At 37.5% G+C, this 24,565-nt stretch carries 14 protein-coding genes; 10 read left to right on the top strand and 4 right to left on the bottom strand.

Annotated features, from left to right (window positions below; translation table 11 throughout):
* Positions 1–7 precede the first annotated feature (7 nt).
* Genes AB5217_RS03515 through AB5217_RS03500 form a run of 4 tightly spaced genes read right to left on the bottom strand, consistent with a single transcriptional unit; the run spans position 8 to position 7,253 of the window.
* Positions 8–1,207, bottom strand: coding sequence for a DUF1735 and LamG domain-containing protein (locus AB5217_RS03515; protein WP_008999501.1), 1,200 nt, complete (start codon positions 1,205–1,207; stop codon positions 8–10).
* A gap of 8 nt (positions 1,208–1,215) precedes the next feature.
* Positions 1,216–2,355, bottom strand: a complete 1,140-nt coding sequence (locus AB5217_RS03510) for a glycoside hydrolase family 18 (RefSeq protein WP_004300462.1) — start codon at positions 2,353–2,355, stop codon at positions 1,216–1,218.
* Between the two features lie 27 nt (positions 2,356–2,382).
* Positions 2,383–3,933 (bottom strand): SusD/RagB family nutrient-binding outer membrane lipoprotein, encoded by a 1,551-nt coding sequence (locus AB5217_RS03505; RefSeq protein WP_008775780.1) that lies wholly within the window; start codon positions 3,931–3,933, stop codon positions 2,383–2,385.
* Between the two features lie 17 nt (positions 3,934–3,950).
* Complete coding sequence (locus tag AB5217_RS03500; RefSeq protein WP_032849479.1) at positions 3,951–7,253, bottom strand: TonB-dependent receptor; 3,303 nt, start codon at positions 7,251–7,253, stop codon at positions 3,951–3,953.
* 377 nt (positions 7,254–7,630) lie between these two features.
* Between AB5217_RS03500 and AB5217_RS03495 the strand changes: the two genes are divergently transcribed.
* The 10 genes from AB5217_RS03495 (at position 7,631) to AB5217_RS03450 (ending at position 24,294) form a co-directional block, all read left to right on the top strand.
* Positions 7,631–8,866 carry a site-specific integrase gene (locus AB5217_RS03495; protein WP_004310779.1) on the top strand — a complete coding sequence of 412 codons (1,236 nt, stop codon included), beginning with the start codon at positions 7,631–7,633 and terminating at the stop codon, positions 8,864–8,866.
* Positions 8,867–9,492: 626 nt separating this feature from the next.
* The gene (locus AB5217_RS03490; RefSeq protein ID WP_008775777.1) at positions 9,493–12,321 is read left to right on the top strand and encodes a SusC/RagA family TonB-linked outer membrane protein; all 2,829 of its coding nucleotides are present in this window, start codon (positions 9,493–9,495) and stop codon (positions 12,319–12,321) included.
* 18 nt (positions 12,322–12,339) lie between these two features.
* Positions 12,340–13,917, top strand: coding sequence for a SusD/RagB family nutrient-binding outer membrane lipoprotein (locus AB5217_RS03485; protein ID WP_368112649.1), 1,578 nt, complete (start codon positions 12,340–12,342; stop codon positions 13,915–13,917).
* A gap of 32 nt (positions 13,918–13,949) precedes the next feature.
* Complete coding sequence (locus AB5217_RS03480) at positions 13,950–15,014, top strand: glycoside hydrolase family 18 (RefSeq protein WP_008640545.1); 1,065 nt, start codon at positions 13,950–13,952, stop codon at positions 15,012–15,014.
* Positions 15,015–15,036: 22 nt separating this feature from the next.
* Positions 15,037–16,248, top strand: a complete 1,212-nt coding sequence (locus AB5217_RS03475; RefSeq protein WP_008640544.1) for a DUF1735 and LamG domain-containing protein — start codon at positions 15,037–15,039, stop codon at positions 16,246–16,248.
* Between the two features lie 271 nt (positions 16,249–16,519).
* Positions 16,520–17,236, top strand: a complete 717-nt coding sequence (locus AB5217_RS03470; protein WP_230595700.1) for a BT_3987 domain-containing protein — start codon at positions 16,520–16,522, stop codon at positions 17,234–17,236.
* Positions 17,237–17,399: 163 nt separating this feature from the next.
* Positions 17,400–19,601, top strand: a complete 2,202-nt coding sequence (locus tag AB5217_RS03465; protein WP_080706954.1) for a DUF4838 domain-containing protein — start codon at positions 17,400–17,402, stop codon at positions 19,599–19,601.
* A gap of 98 nt (positions 19,602–19,699) precedes the next feature.
* The gene (locus AB5217_RS03460) at positions 19,700–21,028 is read left to right on the top strand and encodes an MFS transporter (protein WP_032844745.1); all 1,329 of its coding nucleotides are present in this window, start codon (positions 19,700–19,702) and stop codon (positions 21,026–21,028) included.
* A 16-nt stretch (positions 21,029–21,044) separates the two neighbouring features.
* Positions 21,045–22,013: a 1,4-beta-mannosyl-N-acetylglucosamine phosphorylase gene (locus AB5217_RS03455; protein WP_032844742.1), complete on the top strand. Its 969-nt coding sequence runs from the start codon at positions 21,045–21,047 to the stop codon at positions 22,011–22,013.
* 7 nt (positions 22,014–22,020) lie between these two features.
* Positions 22,021–24,294, top strand: coding sequence for a GH92 family glycosyl hydrolase (locus AB5217_RS03450; protein WP_032844741.1), 2,274 nt, complete (start codon positions 22,021–22,023; stop codon positions 24,292–24,294).
* Positions 24,295–24,565: the final 271 nt, after the last annotated feature.

The raw sequence follows: 24,565 nt of genomic DNA, 5'->3' as shown, positions 1-24,565 counted from the left end.
ATTATTACTATTTCCATTCGGTAGATTTATCTGTAGATAAAATACCGTCAATCCAGGTAGGAGTAGCAGAAGTAGTCAATGTATGACCTTTGCCGGTTGCATCTTCGAATACATTGCCTTGTCCTTCATTGAATCGCCAATAAGCTTCCAAACCTACAGATTTAGGGCTAACTTGAGTCATGTTATTTTGAATTTGAGAAGCGGAACGAACTACAGACCAGATACGTGCTTCACTCATCAAAATTTTACAGTTTCCCCATCTACTATAAGAATCATCACCTAAGCAGAACCAATTTACATCAGAGAAAGTTGTTGCTCCTGTTGGTATACTCAACACACCCGAATCAACTCCGTTTATGTAAAGTCGATAGTTGGAACCATCACAGACCAATGCTAAATGTTGCCATTCGTTTGGCTTGAAAGAATTACTTGGATTCAAATAAAGCCGGTTACGTCCTACAATCTGTACTAATGAATGTGCCTTATAATTTTCATTGTCACTTTGAGGATCCTCAAAACGTAAAAGGATGAAGTTTGCATCATCTCCTCCGTTCTTAAATACTGCACGGTCACGGTCAGCTGTGTTGGCTACCTGAAAACGAACCTCTATCGTATATTGTGAATACGTTTCGGGAGATTCTGTGAATTTATTAGCTTTTAAACTAGGAGCGCCAACAAACATTGGAGCTGAAAATTCGATAATACTTTCTGCCAAAATAACAAAGGTTCCGGTATTTTCCATCGGTGAAATACTTCCATCTTGCAATACTAGTTTTACAGGCAGTGCATATGATTCTCCCGATTTCATCATTTCCTGACTGAAAGCTTTCAAAGCGATGGGGAGGGCATCGGCTGCATATTGTCCTGCTTTTACAGTAATCGTTTCCGGCAACGTATAATAATCTTTGGGCAACATTATATATCCGGTTCCATTAATATGGTTATAAGTGTCCAGTACTGATTGATCTGTAACCAATTTATAATGATTGTCTGTAGAAGAAAGATTACTAAGATGCACATTTAGGGTAGTAAAACTTTCTCCAGTAGCCTGTACGGTCACTTTTTGACTTGTACTGGAAAGAGCTTCTTCAATATAAGCATGTGTATCTAAAGTATCGTATTTTGCATCTCCACAACTTACTATACTTCCTAAGCCTGTTATGACTGCGGAGAAGCATAAAATTTTTATATAATTCATACGTTTCATAGTTTACATTAATTTTTAAGTAATGAATGTGATGACGGGTTCATAATTTGAATAGCACGGCGTATATTTTTATATTCTGGTGAAGTTCCATACTCTGCTTCCATATGATAGGTTCCTGCACCACCTTTACGGAATCCGTTACTTGGTTGCCAGCGTGCCATTCCTTCGAGAGATTTCATTTTGTTACCATAACGATCAGTGTAATCATATCCACCGTCCATAGCAGCATCAGTAGCCTCGAAATTCTCGGTCATGATGGTCATCTTCGTGATTTGTTCTTCAGACATGACACTGCTATACGTCTGAACAAGTCCTGCACCTGCTACGCCGCCTGTGATAAGACGTTTATCGAGTTTAGAATCACTGCCAGGACTACTATTATTGTAAGCCTGAATGATAAAATAGTCAAAATATAACCCGACTTCAGGTCTACCTGTTATGCTCTGTGGTTCGCCATCGATAACTAATAATTTACCTGTTCCTGATTTCGGACCGAAATATTTGCCTAGTTCATCAACAAATGCAAACATTCTATCGTCTTCGTCTACGATATTACCGGGGTTGCCGAAATTAGGTTCATAATCGATATCAAAGCCGTCGTAACCATATTTGTTTACTGTATCGGCAATGGCGCTTGCATATTTGCGAATGGATGCTTCTATTGCTTCCTTATTTGATTCATCGGAAGGCCATTCCCAAAAATCATTCACAGCTTCTTTTTCGGATGAAAATCCCATATTTTCCCAATTTTCACGAATATTCTGCGGAGTAATTTGATCGCCTACACTTCTGATAATAAAACACATGGTAAAACGAGTTCCTTTAACTTGTTGGCAAAATTGCAGATCTTTTTTTTGAGCTTCTGTAATGTTCGACCAATTTCCCCAAATAGAAACAATATCTACACTATCAGGAATACCGGCTAAAGAGCTTTTCATATAGGCACCTTCACCACTCCAGCCACCAAACCAGCCAAAGGCAACTTGGTGATCTGTCTGCTTATAGGCACGCAAGGCCGCATAATATTCATCCGATACGATCGATTCGGGAAAAGTTTTTGCTTCCGACTCCGTCCAGTCACTGCAACCGATCAATGAGGTCGTTGCCAGTGATATGAGTACAATGTATAATAAATAAATTTTCTTCATAAAAGTCCTTTTTATGCATTATATAAATTAGTTCTTTTTAGCCCACTTTAAGTCAGTAGCTTCGTTATCAGCACCGCCTAGTTCTGCTACTCCCAGATCATAATTGGCTTTATTGTTTTGTGCCTCTGTATAAGGGAAGCTTAGACGACGCATACCGCGTTGGCTACTCACTCCACAATCTGATAGATTGTCGATACAAGGATAAAGTTCCGGATAACCTGTACGGCGATATTCAGCCCATGCTTCCAATCCTAATGGATAATTGGCGATCCATTTTTGAGTAATGACACGTTGGAAATTTTTTCCATTTACGTTATCAGCCTCACTGTCATCCCACATCACACTCACTGTATTGGTAATTGTAACAGTAGCATTTTGCACAGCATCACTTTCATGTGATACGACAGGAGCTTCGTCAATCTTCAAGTATTCAGTGGCTGAAACCTGATATTGTTCCATTGACAAATTAATACCATCTTCGTAATAGGCTTTTGCTGTTTTAGAACCGACATTCCAACCACGCAATTTTCCTTCTGCACGTAAAAAAGCCGTTTCTGCAGCGCAGAAAACCATTAATTTAGAGGTTGCCGTATATGCGGGAATAGAAAATCCTGCAGCGTCTGCCTTTTTAAAATCAGCATCTCCTGTACGCATACCTACATATTTATCTGTTTTCCCGGCAAGGGTAGACTTATTAAAGAACTTCGGCATACGTGGATCGCCATATGCATTCATATAATCTACAATATTTGCATTCACACGCAGATCACCCCAACTTACAGCTGCCAGTTGATATGGATTACTCTGTGTGCCACAAGAAAGCATAGCATTATCCGAATTACTTTCAATCAATCCTGCTTTATGTGTTACTGCTGCTTCAGCTGCCTCTTGAGCAATGCCAGGCCATGTTCCGCTGATTCGCATTGCAACACGTAAGCGCATTGAATTGGCTAGCTTAGCCCAACCTGAATAATTTCCATCAAAAACCGGATCATTGGCCCCCAATGGGGCATTGCCATTTGTTTCTACATAATAGTTGTACAAAACATCAGCTGCATTGGCTAAATCACTTAATATACTGGTATAGACCTGTTCCTGGGTATCATAAGATACATAGAAATTACCCTTCTTTACTTGGCTGTAAGGCATCGGTCCATAACAATCCGCAACGCGAAGCATCGTTATTGCACGTATCATACACGCAAAAGCATAATAATGTCCCGTAGAATTAGTTGCTTCCTGTATTTGGAAAAAGTTTCCATATATTTTTTCAAACGGAGTGTTCCAGGGGGTAGCATTCCAGGCATCACTCTGATTGAATGTGCTGAAGTTTGTACCACTCCATGTGTTAGAACAGCATAGATAGCCACCTAACTGTCCCACCATCTGATCTTGCATTTGAGAGTCATTCTGCTGAATATTCACAATTGTTTCAATCATAGACTTCATCAAAGTCGCAGGGTCTGCATCATGAATTTGATATTGATTCGTATTATACTCCTCAAATTTATCGGTACAACTTCCTGCCAGTAACAACAGAGCGGCACCGACTGTGATATTTCTTAAATATTTTCTCATAACATTAGCTTTTTCTTTTAGAATTGAACTTTCACATTAAAACCGAAGTTACGCAAGCTAGGTTGCATAAAGTAGTCTACATTCATATAATAGTTACTGGAGGTAGAGGCAGACAATTCCGGGTCAAATGGGGCTTTACAATAAATCATCCATAAATTACGTCCTACAATACCCAAAGTAACATTCGCCACATTTTTAAACCATCTTTTAGGAAGTGTATAGTTTAGACTCAATTCCTGCAAACGTACATTGGTTGCACTATATAGATAATAACGACCGTAGCCACCTTCACCCGTACCAATAGTCTGGTAATACTTTTGGGCGTTAACTTTACCGTTATTAATAGGTATACCACCATTATCACGAGCTGTTGCAGATGTTTCGGATACTCCATAATAATCTAAGATACCTTGAGTAGCCGAATAAGCTAATCCGCCTACGCGGGCTGATAATACAACTCCTAAATCAATTCCTTTATAAGTGAAATGATTGGTCCATCCGAGGTTGAAATCAGCATCCAGATTACCTACTTTTACCGGAGTGTTTGATGAAGTGATACCCAGATTACCATTCTGATCGACTTTTATATTACCGTTATTGTCTTTTGTCAGTTGGTTGTATACATAGATATCAGTCATGGAGCCTCCTTCTGTCAGGATGACGCGAGGAGCTACATTCTCTTTACCTAACCAACCCACATTCATTTCATCCATTTGGATAGCTTCTCCTGTCACGGGATTCACGCTGCCGCTTGCCAGTCGTTTCACCTTGTTACGGTTTAGAGTGAAGGTTGCATTAGAAGACCATCCGAATCCTGCCCATTTATCGTTGAACCCTAAAGCCAATTCAAGACCTTGGTTTTGCACGTTACCAGCTTGTACAATCGCTTGTTTATATCCGGAAGAAGAGGGAATATCTACCTTAAATGTTTGGTTCAGTGTGTTAGAACGATAGTAAGTTGCGTCTAAATTGAAACGGTTTCCCCAGAATTTCAAGTTCAAACCGATTTCCCAGGACTTAGTCTTTTCAGGTTTCATGTTGTCCATCGGGTAAACGGTCGGATTCGCCCAGTTATGTGTCTGGCTGTTGTATTCGTAACCCGGATTAGTAAGGAAACGATCGAAAGAAGAGGCTACCACTGTATATGAACCGCGTATTTTAGCATAAGAGATCACCTCGGGCAGTTTAACCATTTCTGATAATAAAGCCGATAAACCGACTGACGGATAAAAGAAAGATTTCTGTTTGGAGAATGCAAGTTTTGAATCCCAGTCATTACGTCCGGTTACGGTTAGATACAGTTGATTTTTCCAACTTAATTCAGCACTGGCAAAAATACTTTGAATTTCATCTTCATATCCGGTAGGGTCCGGTTTATAGTTGGCGGAGAAATTAATATTGTTGATCTGGAAGAAGTTAGGAATAACCAGGTCACCTGCAATATATAACTGATCCATTGAAGTATGATATATGGAAGCACCAACATTGGCTGTTAAATGAAAATCACCAAATGTTTTATCTATATTAGCCAGGAAATCGGCATATAAAGAACGTTCCTGACGCATGGCATCTTCAAAACCACCGCTTACACCACAGAATGTTGTTAATGTAGAAGCAGATTTTTCGTTTTTATTCCGGTAGTCGGAGTTGTCCAGATTGACACGACCGACAACATTGAGCCAATCTGCAGCCTGCCATTTCAAAGAAGCGTTCATCATATAACGTTTCTTGTTGGAAGTACGGTTGATGCGATTTTGTATCCAATATGGATTTTGTAATGACAAACTTGCATCACCATAAGGCCAATATTGTTCCATATAGCCGTAGTTAGTATTATAACGCTCATACAGACGAATTTCGTCAAAGTTGTCTCCACGAGGGAATAGATACAGTGATGGGAGAGGATTATAATACTGTCCTTGAGAAACCATGTTTTTGTTGTTCTGAACGATATATTGTGCACCGATATCCAGAGTAAGTTTATCATTCAGGAAATGGGTGGTATTACGTGCCGTAAAATTATAACGGTTATAGGAGTTATTCGGAAGAATTCCACCGGAGTTAGTTGTAGAAGCAGAAAGATAGGTCTGGTTTTTGGTATTTCCTGTAGATAATGCTACCGAATTGATAACATTGGAGCCTGTTTCAAAGAAGTCAGATGGGTTATATCGACGGTTTGTCAATTCTCCCCAGCTGAATAATCCGGAACTTGTACCATAACGGTTCTGCATATCCGGCATAATATATGCTTTAGAGAAAGTAGTACTGTTGGATACTGTTATGGTAGTTTTCTCTGTTTGGCCTTTTTTAGTAGTAATTAAAACAACACCGTTTGCCGCAGCAGAACCATATAATGCTGCCGCAGAAGGACCGGTCATCATACTAATACTAGCAATATCGTCCGGATTTAAGTCAGCAACAGCATCTGATCCTCCCATCTCTCCAAATAATCCTTCGCCACCGCTTTTTCCTGTATTAAAAATAGGTACACCGTCAATTACATACAATGCATTGTTATCTTTAGTCAGAGATTTCATACCACGCATAACAACACGTGTGGCACCACCAGCACCGGTTGCACCACTATTAATCTGAACACCGGCAACCTTTCCTGATAGTGAATTCATAAAATTGGCATCTTTTACAGCTGTCAATTCGTCACCTTTTACCTCTTGTACATTATAACTTAACGCCTTAGTTGCACGCTTGATACCCAATGCAGTAACAACTACTTCGTCCAATACTTGCGTATCTTCTCCTAAGGTTACTTTTATAGGTTGTGCGTTGGCAAGCGTGATTGTTTGGGAGGCATAACCGATATAGGATACTTCAAGTACATCACCTTTAGCTGCTTGTATTTTGAAATTTCCATCCATATCAGTGATAGTACCATTTGAAGTTCCTTTTACCAAAATACTAACTCCAATCAATGGTTCTCCTTTTGAATCAGTAACAGTACCACTTGCAGTAATTGGTGTTTTTTTCTGCTGCTCTTCTTTATTACTCTTCGCAGAAAGTACAATATGATTATCTACTATTGAAAAACTGACATTTACTCCTCTGAATAACTGATTCATTACATTATTCAAAGATTCTTTTGTTACCTTGATAGATATGACACGATTTATATCGACATCATTTGTGTTATAGACTACTGACATTGAAGTTTGTTTCTCAATTTCTTTCAAAGCAGTGTTCAAGGGTACTTTCGATAGATTAAGAGTGATCGTTCGTTCTTGCCCATAAGCTGAAGCAAAACACGAAACCAACAAAAGGAAGAATAACAAGTATGAAAACTTGTGTTTTATAATTTCTTTCATCTTATTCTTTTTAATTAGAAATAGTTTTTAGAGAATTTGTAATTAGAGGCGGTAAATGAGATTACCGTTTTCACACAAAGGTTTCATGTATCTCTGTTTCTCATAATTAATAAATTTAAAGGTTATACTTAAAATAAATTCCATAAGCGCTTATTCAATAGTAATACATTTTATGTTGTAACCTTACTAAACGAAGATAAGATTTTTTTCGAAAAAAATAGAATAGAAAGATTCCTAATTGAAAAATAAATACTCAAATATTTGATAAATAGAATCTTATGTACTTATTAAAATCAGGCTGATTTATTACATTTGCATACATTTTGCATACAATATATGTATGCTTTACCTATTGTATAGATATAAATATTCATTTTATGTTCAAATATTCAAAAGATGGAATTTCGGTTTTAACCATATTAGATACCAGAAGAGCAAAAAAGAGTGGACAGTTTCCTGTTAAAGTTCAAGTGGTATATAGAAGAAAGCAAAAATATTACTCAACTGGGAAGGAAGTGTCAAAAGAAGATTGGGCAAGGTTATTAAAGGTAAAAAGCCGGTTATTGGCAGAAATTCGATCAGATATAGAGAGTAGTTTTTCAACTATTAAGCAACAAGTTAATGAACTGATAACAAAAGGAGAATTTAGTATTGAAACATTAAGCGTCAGGTTAGGAAGGCAGATGAATGATATGACTTTGCGCAGTGCTTTTCGCTTAAAAATGAAAGAACTGGAAGCCTATGAACAAGCAAACACTTACCTAAATTATCAAAGTGCTTTAAAAAGTTTAGAAGATTTCGGAGGTTCCACTATACCTTTGGAAAACATTACAATTGATTGGCTTAAACGTTGTGAAAAATTTTGGATATCAGAAGGTAAAAGCTATTCAAGCATAAGTATTTATTTCCGAGCTTTAAAGTGTGTCTTAAATCGTGCTGTACATGATGGTATTATAAAAGAATCATCTTTTCCTTTTGGAAAGAATAAATATGAAATTCCTGAAGGGTGTGGACGTAAATTAGCACTTACTCTTTCTGAAATAAAAAAAGTAATGTCCTATCAATGTGAAACAAAAGATATAGAAGAATTTAGAGATCTCTGGGTGTTTTCTTATTTATGTAATGGCATTAATTTTATGGATTTATTATTTCTTCAGTATTCAAATATTATGGATGGAGAAATATGCTTTGTACGCTCTAAGACATCTCGAACTACCAAACATAACAAAGAGATACATGCAATCATTACTCCTGAAATGTGGAATATTATTCAAAAATGGGGTAATCCAAGATTAAGCCCGCAAACGTATATTTTTAAATATGCTAGAGGAACTGAAGATGCCTTTGAAAAGATTAGATTGGTACGGCGTATTATAACCAAATGTAACAGAAGACTTAAAAAAATAGCCCAAGACATTGGAATTTTTCAGTTGACGACTTACACGGCAAGGCATTCTTTTGCTACAGTATTAAAACGTGGAGGTGCGAAAACCTCATATATTTCTGAAAGCTTGGGACACTCTAACTTATCTGTAACCGAGCACTATTTAGCATACTTTGAAAAAGAGGAAAGAATAAGGAATGCTCAATTATTGACTAACTTTAATCTCTAGATTAATACATTTGCATGCAAATTGTATGTACAATGAAAAATGGACCAATAATTGATATAGGATAAAAGTGAGTATAATATTAAAAAACGCATATTCAGATTATCTATAATTTAGAATATGCATCTTGTTATCAGGAGTGTTTCGAAAACCGCAGGGATTTCCACTTTAGCCAAACGTAATTCAAATAAAAAAAAGGATGATATTATTGCAATTTATTCTTTTTATCGCCCGCGTAGTGATAGAATAATATCTAATATTGATAATATTAATCAAATGAAAAGATTCCGTTCTTTGTATTATCGGCACTAACTAGAAGAAAACAACTACTATAAAGCAAGTTATTATTATTCTTTAAATGATTTGTTAGGTTCCATTTAAAGAATCAAAATGTTCCACACCGAGAATCACTTCGTTTCTCGGTGTGGAACATTCCTGAAAAAACGTCTTTTATCGAATATTCATACCGCATATATGAATAAAAACAAGTTGATTACTGCATATTCATGCGCAATCTTACTAACTTTTTCTCTCATTCATTGAATTTACTTAATTGTATTTAGTCTGACATCTTAAAAATAGAACATCTAATCTATTTATCAAACAAGAATAGAATTTAGGGAAAGTATATGAAACTGATTTTCTCCCAAGCAATCACGCTTACTAGTGCACAACCCTTGAAGGTTACTTTAGGAGAAGATACGCAGGTGTTGGACGAAGTAGTCGTTACTGCATTAGGTATCAAGCGCGCAACTAAAGCATTAAGCTATAATGTGCAAGAAGTAAAAGGTGATGAATTGACAACTGTAAAAAGTGCCAATTTTATGAACTCACTGGCTGGAAAGGTGGCTGGCGTTAATATCAATGCATCTTCATCCGGTGTTGGAGGGGCTACACGTGTAATTATGCGTGGTACCAAATCTATATCTTCAGACAATAATGCTTTATATGTAATTGATGGTGTTCCTATTTTTAATACAAATAAAGGTGACACTAACGGACAATATTCAGCCCAACCGAGAGGAGAGGGCATATCTGATATCAATCCGGAAGATATTGAAAGCATGTCTGTATTAAGTGGACCTGCTGCTGCGGCCTTGTATGGCTCTAATGCAGCGTCTGGTGTAATTTTAATTACTACAAAGAAGGGAAAAGAAGGTAAGGCACGAATTATTATTTCTAATAATTCTACTTTTTCCAATCCTTTTATAATGCCTGAATTCCAAAATTCTTATATAAACCGCGCAGGTTCCTTTGCTTCATGGGGAGATAAAGCGTCTTCTCTTTTCGGAACTTATGAGCCAAAAGATTTTTTCAATACTGGTACTAATATCCAGAATAACGTTTCTTTATCTGTTGGTAATGAAAAGAATCAAACTTATCTGTCTGTAGGTACTACTAATGCAACTGGTATCATTCAAAATAGCAAATATGACCGTTACAATTTTACCTTCAGAAATACAACAAAATTCCTGAAGGATAAAATGACATTAGATGTGGGTTTTAGCTATATTATTCAAGAAGATCTTAATCTAATGGCACAAGGTGAATATTTCAATCCACTACCAGCCGTATATCTGTTCCCGCGTGGCGAAAACTTTGAAGCTGTGAGGATGTATAAAACGTATGACACAACTCGTAAGATAGATGTACAGAACTGGGGATGGGGTGATCCTGGATACAGTATGAAAAATAATCCATATTGGGTGGCTAATGAGATGAACCATGGCATGAAAAAACAACGTTACATGGCTAATGCCAGTTTAAAATATGAAATTTTGGATTGGCTTGATGTGACAGGGCGCGTTCGCATTGATAATGCAACCAATGATTATTCAGATAAAAGAAATGCTTCTACTGATCTTTACTTTACTAATAGTTCTATTTATGGATTCTATAAGTACTATAAAGCTGACGATAGACAGGCTTATGCAGATGTGATGGCTAATATTAATAAACGCTTTGGTGACTTAAGTTTAAGTGCTAATATTGGCGGTAGTTTTACTCAAACTTATTATGACGAAAGAGGATTCCAAGGTGGTTTGAAAGATATGTCTAATGTTTTTAGTCTATATAATATGACTACAACTTTGGATAAAGATACTTATCCTATAGAAAGTGGATACAAACAACGCACCAACTCTATTTTTGCTAGTGCGGAAATTGGTTGGAAGAGTATGTTGTATATGACTTTAACCGGACGTAATGATTGGGATTCAGCATTGATTAATACAGAACAATCATCTTTCTTTTATCCATCAATAGGGCTTTCAGGAGTTATTTCCGAAATGGTAAAATTACCCAAAGCTATTACTTATTTGAAAGTACGCGGCTCATTTGCTTCAGTAGGTGCTCCTATTCCTAAGAATCTTTCTTCCAACAAAACGTATGAGTGGGACCCTGCGACTAGTCAATGGAAATTACAAACTTATCGTCCTTTGCCTAAACTTTATCCTGAACGTACTAATTCTTGGGAAGCTGGTTTGAATGCCAAATTTTTTAATAATAGTTTAAGTTTGGAAGTTACCTGGTATAAGGCTAATACTCGCAAACAAACATTCCAAGTTCCTTTATCAGGAACCGCTGTATATGCGACTATGTATGCGCAGTCTGGTAATATTGAGAATAAAGGTATGGAATTTTCTTTAGGGTACAATAAATCATGGGGAGATTTCTCGTGGAATTCAAATTTGACTTTTAGTTTTAATAAAAATAAGATTGTAGAACTCTTGGATGATGCAGTGGATGATGAAGGTAATCACTATAGTTTGAGTGAGATAGATAAAGGTGGCATTGGATCGGCTAAAGTTATTCTTCGTAAAGGAGGAAGCATGGGAGACATGTATGTCACTAATCGTTTGAAACGTGATAATGAAGGAAATGTATATATTGATAAAGCGAGCCAGAATGTGAAGAAAGAGGATATAAAGAATTCGGATGAATTTATTCATATTGGCTCTGTATTGCCTAAGAGCAATTTAGGCTTTAGAAATGATTTCTCTTATAAAGGCATTAGCTTGGGATTCATGCTTGCTGCCCGCTTTGGAGGTATTGTTATCTCACCAACACAAGCTGTAATGGATCAGTTCGGAGTATCTAAGGTCACAGCTTTAGCACGTGATAATGAAGGTGTTCCTGTAAATAATGGAAAAGTGGATCCCCAGACTTATTATACAGAAGTGGGTGGAATAAGTGGATTGATGTCTAACTATGTATATAGTGCTACTAATGTTCGTTTACAAGAGTTATCGGTGGGCTACTCACTTCCAGCCAAATGGTTTAATAACAAATGTAATCTTAGTTTGTCAATAACAGGTCACAACTTGTGGATGATTTATAATAAAGCACCATTTGATCCGGAAGCTACCGCTTCTACTGGTACTTATTATCAAGGTGTTGATTACTTTATGCAACCAAGTTTGAGAAGTTGGGGATTTAATGTAAAAATACAGTTTTAACGATAAAAGAATAACCAAATGAAAATATATAAATTCATAACGCAGATTTCTATTGCAGGCTGTATGCTTGTTGGAACTCCAATGTTACAAGGATGCATGGATAATAGCTTGAATGATCCGCTGGGAAAAGTTTCGGAAGAAGAACTTGGACGAGATGGATTTGCTGCCAATGCTTTCTTCTTGACTTTATGTGATTATGCATATCCCATAGCTACTGAAAACATTTATAATACCAATGAATCCTTGATTGGTGACTGCTATGGACGTTATCAAGTAATGGCAACAGATAAGTTTAAAGGGGCAAATTTTGCTACATATAACGCATCCGAGAACTGGTTAAACTGGCAGTTTGCAGATGATAATGTAATGGTATTGACGTATGGTGCATGGAATAAAATAAAGAATGTAACCCAAGGAACAGGAGTTAACTTTGCATGGGCACAGATTTTGAGAATTGCGACAATGCATCGTATGCTTGATATGTATGGGGCACTTCCTTATTCCCAAATTTCAAGTGATAAACTTTCGGCTCCTTACGATACAATGGAGGAAGCATATCATGCTATGTTTACTGATCTGACTGATGCTATTAATGTAATGACTGTTTATGTGACCGAAAATCCAAACAACAGAACGATGGCTAAGTATGATAAAGTTTATGACGGTGACTTTGAGAAATGGGTGAAATTTGCAAATTCACTGAAACTACGTATGGCCATTCGTATTCGTTTTGCAGATCGTGAATATGCTAGACAGATGGCGGAGGAAGCTATTAACCATTCTATTGGGGTAATTACTTCTAATGAAGATAACGCAACTTCTTTAGGTACTAAAAATCAATTGTATACGGTATTGGTACAATGGCCCGATCAATGTGTCTCTGCGGATATTACGTCCTATATGAAAGGGTATAACGATCCGCGTATGTCGAAATATTTTAAAAAGAAAACGAGCGATAAAGGAGATGATGATTATGTGGGGATGCGTGCAGGCTTGTCTTATGGTAATGATATTACCGGACCGACTTTCTCTAGAATAAATGTTGGAGAGATGGATCGTACTTTATGGATGAGTGCAGCTGAAACAGCTTTTAATAAAGCTGAAGCGGCAATGTTAGGATGGGATGTAAAAGGAGAAACGGTGAAAGATTTGTATGAATCAGCTATCAGACTTTCTTTTGCACAATGGGGAGTATCGGATGGTATTGACCAATACCTGAATGATGAATCAAGTACTCAGGCTGATTATGTAGATCCTAATGAGAATAAGGGGAATGAAAGTGCTATTAGCTTTATAACTATCAAATGGAAAGATGATGCTGGTGAGGAAGAAAAACTGGAAAGATTAATAACCCAAAAATGGATTGCAATGTGGCCTTTGGGACAAGAAGCATGGAGTGAGTATCGTCGTACTGGGTATCCGCGTTTTTTCCCGTTATTGAATGGAAATGTAACCAATCTTCCTTCTGCTAATCGTATTCCGTTCCCACCATCGGAATATATTCGTAATGCTGCTAATGTAAATGCTGCTGTAAGTAAATTGGGTGGCGCTGATAATTATCAGACTAAGGTTTGGTGGCAGCGTAGGGATAAGTGAATAATAGTATAATCTATATTAATATAAATAGTATGAGAAAGATATTCTATTTTATAATGTTGTTATTTGGCATAACGGTTGCGAATACAGCGTGTGATGATTGGACAGACATGGAACCAAAATTCCAGGAAGATATGACTCAGTCGTCACTTCCGGAAGAATACTATGCCCAGCTTCGCGCTTATAAAAAAACAGATCATCCGGTTGCTTTTGGATGGTTTGGTAATTGGACAGGAAATGGAGCTACCTTAGAAAAATGTTTAGCTGGACTTCCTGATAGTGTAGATTTTGTTTCTATTTGGGGGAACTGGAGACATTTGACAGAAGCGCAAACAAAAGATTTGCGTTATGTACAAAATGTAAAAGGTACTAAAGCTTTGATGTGTTTTATTGTTCAAAATATCGGTGACCAATTGACTCCCGAGGAATATAAAGATAATTATCTGGAATTCTGGGGATGGAATGAGAATAAGGAAGAAGCTATAAAGAAATATGCCCATGCAATATGTGATAGTATTGATAAATATGGATATGATGGCTTTGATATTGACTATGAGCCTAATTTTGGTCATCGAGGTAACATGAGTGGAAGTGATGAGAATATGTTGTTGTTCATTCAGACCTTGGGAGAAAGAATCGGACCAAAATCGGGTACAGACAGGCTATTAGTAATTGACGGTGAGCCACAAAGTATTGTATCGGAGTCAGGTCCTTATTTTAATTATTTTATAGTGCAGGCTTATGATTCTCCAGGAGATAATACTGGACGTGACCATTTGGATAGCCGTTTAAACTCTACAATAAGAAACTTCGATGGGCATTTGACTGCAGAAGAAGTTGCTAAGAAATATATTGTAACTGAAAATTTTGAAAAATGGGCTTTGTCTGGTGGTGCTGATTTCACAGATCGATATGGAAATAAAATGAAGTCTTTGGAAGGTATGGCACGTTGGACGCCTATTATTGACGGGAAAAAATGTGTAAAAGGAGGGGTCGGAACTTATCATATGGAGTATGAATATACAATTGATGGTACAGAAGAATCTTATCCTTATTTGCGTAATGCTATCCGCATTATGAATCCACCGGTAAAATAATAAATTTAAAGATATAATAATTATGAGATATCTGGTAAAAAATAAAAATACAATAATGTTCGCCTTTGCCATATTGCTTTGTGCAATTATAGCAAGTTGTGAAGATGCAAAGTATGATACTATCGGCAGTAGAATTTATTTAGCTGAATCCAGTAGTTTGTCTTATGAATCTAAAAAAGTAACAGTAGCTGAAGAGGGTAGTGTTGTCACTGTGACTCCTCGGTCGGGACAAATTGCAACAGAAGATATAGAAGTTACTTTGGGACTAAGTCCGAAATCGTTGGAAGTATATAATACAAAAAGTGGTACGAACTATAAATCTATGCCGGAAGGTTCATATTCTTTTGATCAAAAGACAGTGGTTATAAAAAAAGGAGAATTAGTGGCTCCTACTGTTAAAGTAACAATTGATCCGTTGACAAAGGAAATGCTTGATTCTGGTGATAAATTTGCACTACCGGTTGCTATTACTGCTGTATCAGGTGGGCAACAAACTTTGGAAGGTGCAGATGTGATGATTTATATCATGGATCAGGTTATTATAACCTCTGCACCAGTGTTGACGGGTACAAAACCAATTACTATGGAAATGCGTCAGGATTATACAGTAACTCAATGGTCACTTGAAATGCGTATTAATATGAGCGAACTTGGGGATGGGGTGACTCCTGGAGTTGGTTATCCTGGTCCTCCTAGCTATCAGAATCAAGCAATATTTTCTGCAGGTCCAGGTAATGGTATCGCAGAAGATGGTGAAATTTATATCCGTTTTGGTGATGGCCCGATTCCTGGTAATATTTTGCAGATAAAAACACAAGGTACTCAAGTAAATGCTGCTACTAAGTTTAAAAATAATCAATGGTATCATTTAGCATTTGTTTGTGATGGAGTGAAATTGACTATTTATGTAAATGGAAATATTGATGCAACATTAGATCTTCCAAGAAAACCTTTGCGTCTTGTTAAGAATAGTTTTGGTATATGCAATGGTGATTGGATGGTTACAGATGCTATAGTTAGCGAAGTACGTTTTTGGACTACTGCTATTTCACAGTCGCAGATTCAGAATAATATGTTTGCGATAAATCCGGGTACGGATGGCTTGGAGGCTTATTGGAAATTGAATGAAGGGGCAGGAACCGAGTTTAAAGACGCAACTGGTCATGGAAATAAAGCCACGGCGCCTAATGGAGTTGTCAGATGGGTAGATGGCATTAGATCAGATGGTAAATAATATAATATTCAAATGATGTAATTATGAGATTGAAAAATATAATATGGAAAACAGTAGTGATGTCATTAATGGCATCACCACTGTGCATCTCTTGTGACGATGATGACGAAGTTACTGTAAATTCTAAGTTTTATCTTTCTACGAAAGTTTTTCCGGTAGATTCTTATGAAGCATCGTTGTCAGTGATTTTGAAGATAATTCAGTGGTCGTAAATGAGTTACAACCTAATTATCGGTTTGTTGCATGTGCCACGGAGAGATTATCGAAAGATGTGAAAATAACAGCCGATAGTGATGATAATCTAGTAAGTGCTTACAATAAAGCTAATGATACGGAATATAACATATTACCTGCTGAAAATTATTCTTTCACCAATAAAACTGTTACTATTGAAAATGGAGAAAGTGTATCTGGAGATTCTATAAAAATAGAGCTGTTAAATGTAGGATCGTTGACTACAGAAGGGGGATATTTGTTGCCAGTTACCATATCTTCTATAGAAGGTAATAACTTAGATGCACTTAGCTCTAACAGAGGAGTAGTTTATGTGAAAATTCAAAATATTCATGTCAATGTAGAGTCCGGGCAACCGGCTGAAGGTACTTTGATTGCCGATCGTTCTGGCTGGACTGTAAAAGTTGCCCCGACGACTCGTGGAGATGCTAAAAATCTAATTGATGGAACAAATTCTGATGTAGCTCGTGATGGAGGAGCAGAATATTGGTTAACTGTGGATATAGGTAAGGTGCAGACATTAACAGGAATAAGAAATAAGTGTTATGCTAGTAGTTATTCACCGACTGCAGTAGAAGTATTTACTTCAGGTGATGGAATAAAATGGAAATCTATCGGAACTGTAACTATTTCAAGAAGTGGCACACAATATATTAAGTTTTCGAAAGCTATTGAAACGCGTTATTTAAAGTATTATGTGAAACAAGGTCCCAATACGGTCAGCCTTACGGAATTTGACCTATATGCGAAATAGTTAATAGGTTATTGAATTTTTTAAGTCCCGCTTTTTCGTTTTTTCGGATAAAGTGGGACTTACTATATAAGTTAATAAATGAAAAAAGAAAAAGATTGATTGTTTAATAGTATCATATTGATTGTATTACTATTATATAATAACTTTTAATAGCAAGAAAAACATGAAATTATCTATTATTCTACGGTTCTGTTTATGGTTTATGGGAATTAGTGTGGCGTTTCCGTCTCTCTCTCAAACTATGTTAGTAACTAATGGGAATACAAGTTCTAGGATCATTTTGAAAGAGAATAATCAAATATCGTGGACAGCTGCAAATTTGTTACAAACATTTATTCAAAAAGTAACCAGTTGTAAGCTGCCTGTTGTTATAAGTCAAACTCCTCGAAAAGGAGATATTCTCATTGGTGGTCAATCTCCAGCGGAAGTAACAGAGGATGGATTCTCTATTTCTACTCAAGATGGTATTCTAAAAATATCTGGTAAAGAAAACGGTGTTGTATATGGGGTTGTTACTTTATTGGAGCAATATTTGGGTATCGATTATTGGGGAGAGAATGAATATTCTCTTACCCCTTCAAAAACGGTGAACTTACCCTTCATTAATAAAGTCGAAAACCCGGGCTTTCGTTATCGTCAGACACAATGTTATGCTATCCATACAGACTCTATTTATAAGTGGTGGAATCGTTTAGAGGAACCGAATGAAGTGTTTGCTGCCGGTTATTGGGTGCATACTTTTGATAAGCTTCTGCCTTCATCCATTTATGGGAAAGAACATCCGGAATATTATTCTTACTTCAAAGGAAAACGCCACCCGGGAAAGGCCAGTCAGTGGTGTTTGAGTAATCCGGAGGTTTTTGAGATTGTTGCTCAACGTGTTGATTCTATTTTCAAAGTAAATCCAGATAAACATATCATGTCTGTAAGTCAGAATGATGGTAATTATACAAATTGTACGTGTGATGCTTGTAAGGCAATTGATGATTATGAAGGAGCATTATCAGGAAGCATCATCACTTTTCTGAATAAGTTGGCTGCCCGTTTTCCGGATAAAGAGTTTTCCACATTGGCTTATCTATATACAATGAATCCTCCGAAGCGTGTGAAACCTTTGCCAAATGTGAATATTATGTTGTGTGATATTGACTGTGACCGTGAAGTAACTTTGACGGAGAATGCTTCGGGAAAAGAGTTTGTGAAAGCCATGGAAGGATGGTCTAAGATTACCAATAATATTTTCGTGTGGGATTACGGTATTAACTTTGATAATTATCTGGCTCCATTTCCTAATTTCCATATTTTACAGGACAATATCCGTCTTTTCAAAAAGAATCATGCCACCATGCATTTCTCTCAAATAGCAGGGAGCAGGGGAGGAGATTTTGCAGAACTTCGTGCTTATTTAGTGTCAAAGTTAATGTGGAATCCCGAAGTTAATGTAGACTCATTGATGCAACATTTTCTGCATGGATATTATGGTGAAGCAGCGCCATATCTTTATCAGTACATAAAGATAATGGAAGGCGCATTAATCGGTAGTGGACAGCGGTTGTGGATATATGATTCACCCGTATCACATAAGTATGGCATGCTAAAGCCTGCTTTGATGCGTCGTTATAATCATTTATTTGATTTGGCTGAAAAGGCTGTTGCAGCAGATCCCGATTTCTTAAAACGAGTTCAACGGGCACGTCTGCCAATTCAGTATTCAGAACTGGAGATTGCACGAACAGAGACAGAAAAAGATTTGGTAGATATCAATAAAAAGTTAGACCTTTTTGAGGAACGCGTGAAAGAGTTTCAAGTTCCTACATTGAATGAGCGTTCCAATTCACCGGTAGACTATTGCAAATTGTATCGTAAACGTTACATGCCGCAGAAAGAAAAAAGTTTGGCTTTGGGTGCAAAAGTTACTTATCTAATTCCTCCTACGGGAAAATATGCGGCATTAGGAAAAAACGCATTGGTTGACGGTTTGTTTGGTGGAGCAACCTTTGTTGATAGCTGGATTGGTTGGGAAGGAACCGATGGTGCATTCGTTATAGATTTGGGCGAAGCGAAAGAGATACAAAGTGTGGAAACAGATTTTCTTCATCAAATAGGGGCCTGGATTCTTTTTCCTCTAAAGGTGGTTTATTCATATGCTGAAGACGGTGAGCATTATACACATTGGAAAACGATTGATTTACCGGAAGAACGTACCGGTGAGGTAAAATTCCGTGGAGTCAAGGCTGAATCAGCCGAACCGATAAAAACTCGTTATGTGAAAGTAGAAGTCACTGGAACGAAAGAATGTCCGACTTGGCATTATGGTGTAGGTCATCCTTCGTGGTTCTTTATAGACGAAGTGATAATAAAATAAAAAAAGTAGGGGGGAGACGTTAGTAGTTTCCCCCTTTTAGTTGTATTATATATAGATGGGTCAGAAAAATGTTTTTTTTCATCTATATACTATGATTTATGCAACAGAATAAAACTGCTTCTCAACGAAAAACTATTAACCCGGCTTGCTGGGTACCTACTGCTTATTTTGCAATGGGACTTCCCTTTATTGCTATTAATTTGGTTTCTGTTTTCATGTTTAAGGATCTTGGAATTTCGGATACGCAAATTGCATTCTGGACTTCTCTGATTATGATGCCTTGGACACTGAAATTTTTGTGGAGTCCTTTTCTTGAAATGTATCGGACGAAAAAATTCTTCGTATTGATTACAGAATTATTGAGTGGTGTATTGTTTGGAATAGTAGCCTTTTCTTTGTTTTTCGATTACTTTTTCGCCATAAGTATCTCTACGATGGCAGTGATTGCTTTTAGTGGAGCAACGCACGATATTGCTTGTGATGGTGTATATATGGCTGAATTGAACAAAGAAGATCAGGCAAAATATATCGGAGTGCAGGGTGCCTTCTATAATGTAGCCAAATTGGTTGCTAATGGAGGATTAGTTGCTATGGCAGGAGCATTGGCAGAGCACTTCGGAGCAATAGAAGGTGCTTCGATAGATGCTAACAAAGGAGCGTATTCATCTGCATGGATGATTATTTTCAGCGTAATTGCGGCAATAATGGTACTGATCGGTATTTATCATATAAAAATGTTACCTTCTACACAGGTTCCGTCAACAACGAAGAAAACAGCATCAGAAGTTGGGCACGAACTGGTAGCAGTCATTGCTAACTTCTTTACTAAAAAGCATATTCTCTACTATATCTGTTTTATTATTTTATATCGTTTGGCAGAAGGCTTTATCATGAAAATAGCTCCGCTGTTTTTACGTGCTTCAAGGGATGTAGGCGGCTTAGGACTGTCGTTAACAGAGATCGGCACGCTAAATGGTATCTTTGGTTCCGCTGCTTTCGTTTTAGGCTCATTGTTAGCAGGTATTTATGTCTCTAAGTTCGGATTGAAAAAGACACTGTTCACTCTCTGTTGTATTTTTAATCTTCCGTTTGTTGCCTATACTTTTTTGGCAGTTGCACAGCCTACTAATGTATATCTGATCGGAACTTGTATAACAATGGAATATTTTGGTTATGGCTTTGGTTTTGTCGGATTGACGTTGTTTATGATGCAACAGATTGCTCCAGGCAAACATCAAATGTCACATTACGCATTTGCTTCAGGAATCATGAATCTGGGAGTGATGCTTCCGGGAATGGTTAGTGGTTATCTTAGTGACTTATTAGGATATCGTAATTTCTTTATCTATGTGTTAATCGCAACTATTCCAGCTTTTCTGATTACTTATTTCATACCTTTCACGTATGATGACTCAAAAAATAAATAATATAAAATCAACGATTATGAATAAAATTCAAATTCCTTGGGAAGATCGTCCTGTCGGATGTACGGACGTTATGTGGCGTTACTCACAAAATCCAGTTATCGGACGTTATCATATTCCTTCATCTAATAGTATTTTCAATAGTGCTGTTGTTCCTTTTGAGGATGGTTTTGCAGGCGTATTCCGTTGTGATAACAAAGCTGTACAGATGAATATCTTTGCAGGTTTTAGTAAGGACGGAATTCATTGGGATATCAATCATGAACCTATTCAGTTTAAAGCAGGTAACACGGAAATGATTGAGTCGGAATATAAATACGACCCTCGTGTTACATGGATTGAAGACCGCTATTGGGTGACTTGGTGTAATGGTTATCATGGCCCTACGATTGGTATTGCCTATACTTTTGACTTTAAGGAGTTTTTCCAGTGCGAAAATGCTTTCTTGCCTTTCAATCGTAATGGTGTACTTTTCCCGCAGAAGATCGATGGCAAGTATGCGATGTTGAGTCGTCCCAGTGATAATGGACATACTCCGTTTGGCGATATATACATCAGCTATAGCCCGGATATGAAATATTGGGGTGAACACCGCTGTGTAATGAAAGTGACTCCTTTCCCGGAAAGCGCTTGGCAGTGTACAAAGATTGGTGCAGGTTCAGTTCCTTTCCTTACAGATGAAGGCTGGTTGCTGTTCTATCACGGTGTAATCACTACTTGTAATGGTTTCCGTTACGCTATGGGATCTGCCATATTGGATAAAGATCATCCGGAAAAAGTCCTCTACCGTACACGTGAATATCTGCTTGGTCCGGCTGCTCCTTACGAACTTCAGGGTGACGTTCCTAATGTAGTATTCCCCTGTGCTGCTTTGCAAGATGGTGAACGTGTTGCTGTTTATTATGGTGCGGCAGATACTGTGGTAGGTATGGCCTTCGGATATATAAAAGAGATTATCGATTTTACGAAACGAACGAGTATCATTTAATAAAGATATGAAACGTATTATATTAACTTACACACTTGCTTTTTCCCTTCTTTCCGCCTATGCGGGGGAAGGGGGGAGCCCTCCCCTTAAAAATACGGATAAAAGTCTTTTGATAGATTATGTGGATCCTTTTATCGGAACTACAAATTTCGGAACGACTAATCCCGGAGCGATTTGCCCCAATGGTATGATGTCTGTGGTTCCTTTCAATGTGATGGGATCTTCCGAAAACACATACGATAAAGATGCCCGATGGTGGTCTACGCCTTATGAATATACAAATTGTTTCTTTACCGGATATGCTCATGTGAATTTGAGTGGAGTCGGTTGTCCGGAATTAGGTTCTTTATTATTGATGCCTACTACCGGAGAACTGAATGTGGATTATAAAGAATATGGTAGTAAGTATAAGGATGAACAGGCCTCACCGGGCTATTATTCTAATTATCTGACTAAATATAATGTAAAAACAGAAGTTTCGGCTACTCCGCGTAGCGGTATTGCCCGATTTACTTTCCCGAAAGGGAAAAGCCATATCCTGCTGAATCTGGGGGAGGGATTAACGAATGAGAGTGGCGCTATGCTTCGTCGTGTAAGCGATTGTGAAGTGGAAGGAGTCAAACTACTTGGTACATTTTGTTATAATCCTCAAGCTGTATTCCCCATTTACTTTGTATTGCGGGTTAAGAAGAATCCTTCTGCAACAGGGTATTGGAAGAAACAACGTCCGATGATGGGTGTTGAGGCTGAATGGGATAAGGATCAGGGAAAGTATAAACTTTATACTCGTTACGGAAAAGAAATAGCAGGAGATGACATTGGTACTTATTTCTCCTTCGATACAGAAGAAGGTGAACAGGTAGAAGTGCAAATGGGAGTTTCTTTTGTAAGCGTAGAAAATGCCCGTTTGAATCTGGATCGTGAACAGGCTGGAAAGGATTTTGAGAAGATCCATGCGGAAGCACGTTCCAAATGGAATGATGACTTGTCACGCATAACAGTGGAAGGTGGTACAGATGCCCAAAAGACTGTGTTTTATACAGCGCTTTATCATTTGCTGATTCATCCTAATATTTTGCAGGATGTGAACGGAGAATATCCGGCCATGGAAAGTGATAAGATCCTGACAACCAAAGGTGATCGCTATACCGTATTTTCTCTTTGGGATACTTACCGTAATGTTCATCAATTGCTAACCTTGGTTTATCCGGAACGTCAGATGGAAATGGTACGTACAATGCTTGATATGTATCGTGAACATGGATGGTTGCCTAAGTGGGAATTATATGGCAGAGAAACATTGACAATGGAAGGTGATCCGAGTATTCCGGTAATTGTAGATACCTGGATGAAAGGTTTGCGTGACTTTGATGTTGATTTGGCTTATGAGGCAATGTACAAATCTGCTACATTACCGGGGGCAGAAAACTTGATGCGTCCTGATAATGATGATTATATGTCTAAAGGATATGTACCCCTTCGTGAACAGTATGACAATTCCGTCTCTCATGCATTGGAATATTATATTGCTGATTTTGCACTGTCTCGTTTTGCAGATGCTTTAGGTAAAAAGAAAGATGCGGAGATGTTCTATAAACGTTCTTTAGGATACAAACATTATTATAGTAAAGAATTTGGTACTTTCCGTCCGATTCTCCCCGATGGGACGTTTTATAGCCCGTTTAATCCGAGACAAGGAGAGAACTTTGAACCGAATCCCGGTTTTCATGAAGGTAATTCCTGGAATTATACGTTCTATGTACCACATGATGTATATGGCTTGGCGAAATTAATGGGTGGAAAGAAACCTTTTATCGATAAACTACAAATGGTTTTTGATGAAGGACTTTACGACCCGGCAAATGAACCGGATATTGCTTATGCTCATTTATTCTCATACTTTAAAGGTGAAGAATGGCGTACACAGAAAGAGACGCAGCGTTTATTAGATAAGTACTTTACAACAAAACCTGATGGTATTCCAGGAAATGATGATACGGGAACGATGTCTTCCTGGGCTATTTTCAATATGATCGGTTTTTATCCGGATTGTCCCGGACTGCCCGAATATACATTGACGACTCCGGTCTTTAATAAGGTAACGATCCGGTTAGATCCGAAATGGTATAAAGAGAACGAATTGGTGATTGAAACCAATCGTACTCAACCAGGAACTTTATATATTGATAAGGTACTATTGGATGGCAAGAAGTTCAATAAATATCATATCACACATGATGAACTTGTTCACGGCAAATATTTAAAGTTTGATTTGAAATAACACACAGTGTTTCATAGGTATCGTTTTTGGGTTGACAGGGCTGTCGGACTTTTTATAGTCCGGCAGCCCATTTTTTTACATTTACTTCTGTTATTACTTCTTCGAAAATAGTGACGGTATATGCCCGGGATAGTGACGGTATCGGACCAAGATAGCGTCACTATTTGTCTTGGATACCGTCACTATCTTACTTTTATTAAATTATACTCCGTAGTATTTTTAGTTATTCTCTGTTTTATAGGTGATTACAAAAATCTATTCCATACGTCTA

This window comes from Bacteroides sp. MSSM.1001136sp1_RTP21357st2_D2_RTP21359_211015 (assembly GCF_040913205.1).
Classification (GTDB): domain Bacteria; phylum Bacteroidota; class Bacteroidia; order Bacteroidales; family Bacteroidaceae; genus Bacteroides; species Bacteroides ovatus.
This window is presented reverse-complemented; position numbering and strand designations above follow the sequence as displayed.

Excerpts from the sequence above, each read along its gene's own strand:
- AB5217_RS03510 (WP_004300462.1), bottom strand. The coding sequence starts at position 2,355 with ATGAAGAAAATTTATTTATTATACATTGTACTCATATCACTGGCAACG.
- AB5217_RS03500 (WP_032849479.1), bottom strand. The coding sequence starts at position 7,253 with ATGAAAGAAATTATAAAACACAAGTTTTCATACTTGTTATTCTTCCTT.
- AB5217_RS03460 (WP_032844745.1), top strand. The coding sequence starts at position 19,700 with ATGCAACAGAATAAAACTGCTTCTCAACGAAAAACTATTAACCCGGCT.
- AB5217_RS03515 (WP_008999501.1), bottom strand. The coding sequence starts at position 1,207 with ATGAAACGTATGAATTATATAAAAATTTTATGCTTCTCCGCAGTCATA.
- AB5217_RS03475 (WP_008640544.1), top strand. The coding sequence starts at position 15,037 with ATGAGATATCTGGTAAAAAATAAAAATACAATAATGTTCGCCTTTGCC.
- AB5217_RS03455 (WP_032844742.1), top strand. The coding sequence starts at position 21,045 with ATGAATAAAATTCAAATTCCTTGGGAAGATCGTCCTGTCGGATGTACG.
- AB5217_RS03490 (WP_008775777.1), top strand. The coding sequence starts at position 9,493 with ATGAAACTGATTTTCTCCCAAGCAATCACGCTTACTAGTGCACAACCC.
- AB5217_RS03495 (WP_004310779.1), top strand. The coding sequence starts at position 7,631 with ATGTTCAAATATTCAAAAGATGGAATTTCGGTTTTAACCATATTAGAT.
- AB5217_RS03505 (WP_008775780.1), bottom strand. The coding sequence starts at position 3,933 with ATGAGAAAATATTTAAGAAATATCACAGTCGGTGCCGCTCTGTTGTTA.
- AB5217_RS03465 (WP_080706954.1), top strand. The coding sequence starts at position 17,400 with ATGAAATTATCTATTATTCTACGGTTCTGTTTATGGTTTATGGGAATT.
- AB5217_RS03485 (WP_368112649.1), top strand. The coding sequence starts at position 12,340 with ATGAAAATATATAAATTCATAACGCAGATTTCTATTGCAGGCTGTATG.
- AB5217_RS03480 (WP_008640545.1), top strand. The coding sequence starts at position 13,950 with ATGAGAAAGATATTCTATTTTATAATGTTGTTATTTGGCATAACGGTT.
- AB5217_RS03450 (WP_032844741.1), top strand. The coding sequence starts at position 22,021 with ATGAAACGTATTATATTAACTTACACACTTGCTTTTTCCCTTCTTTCC.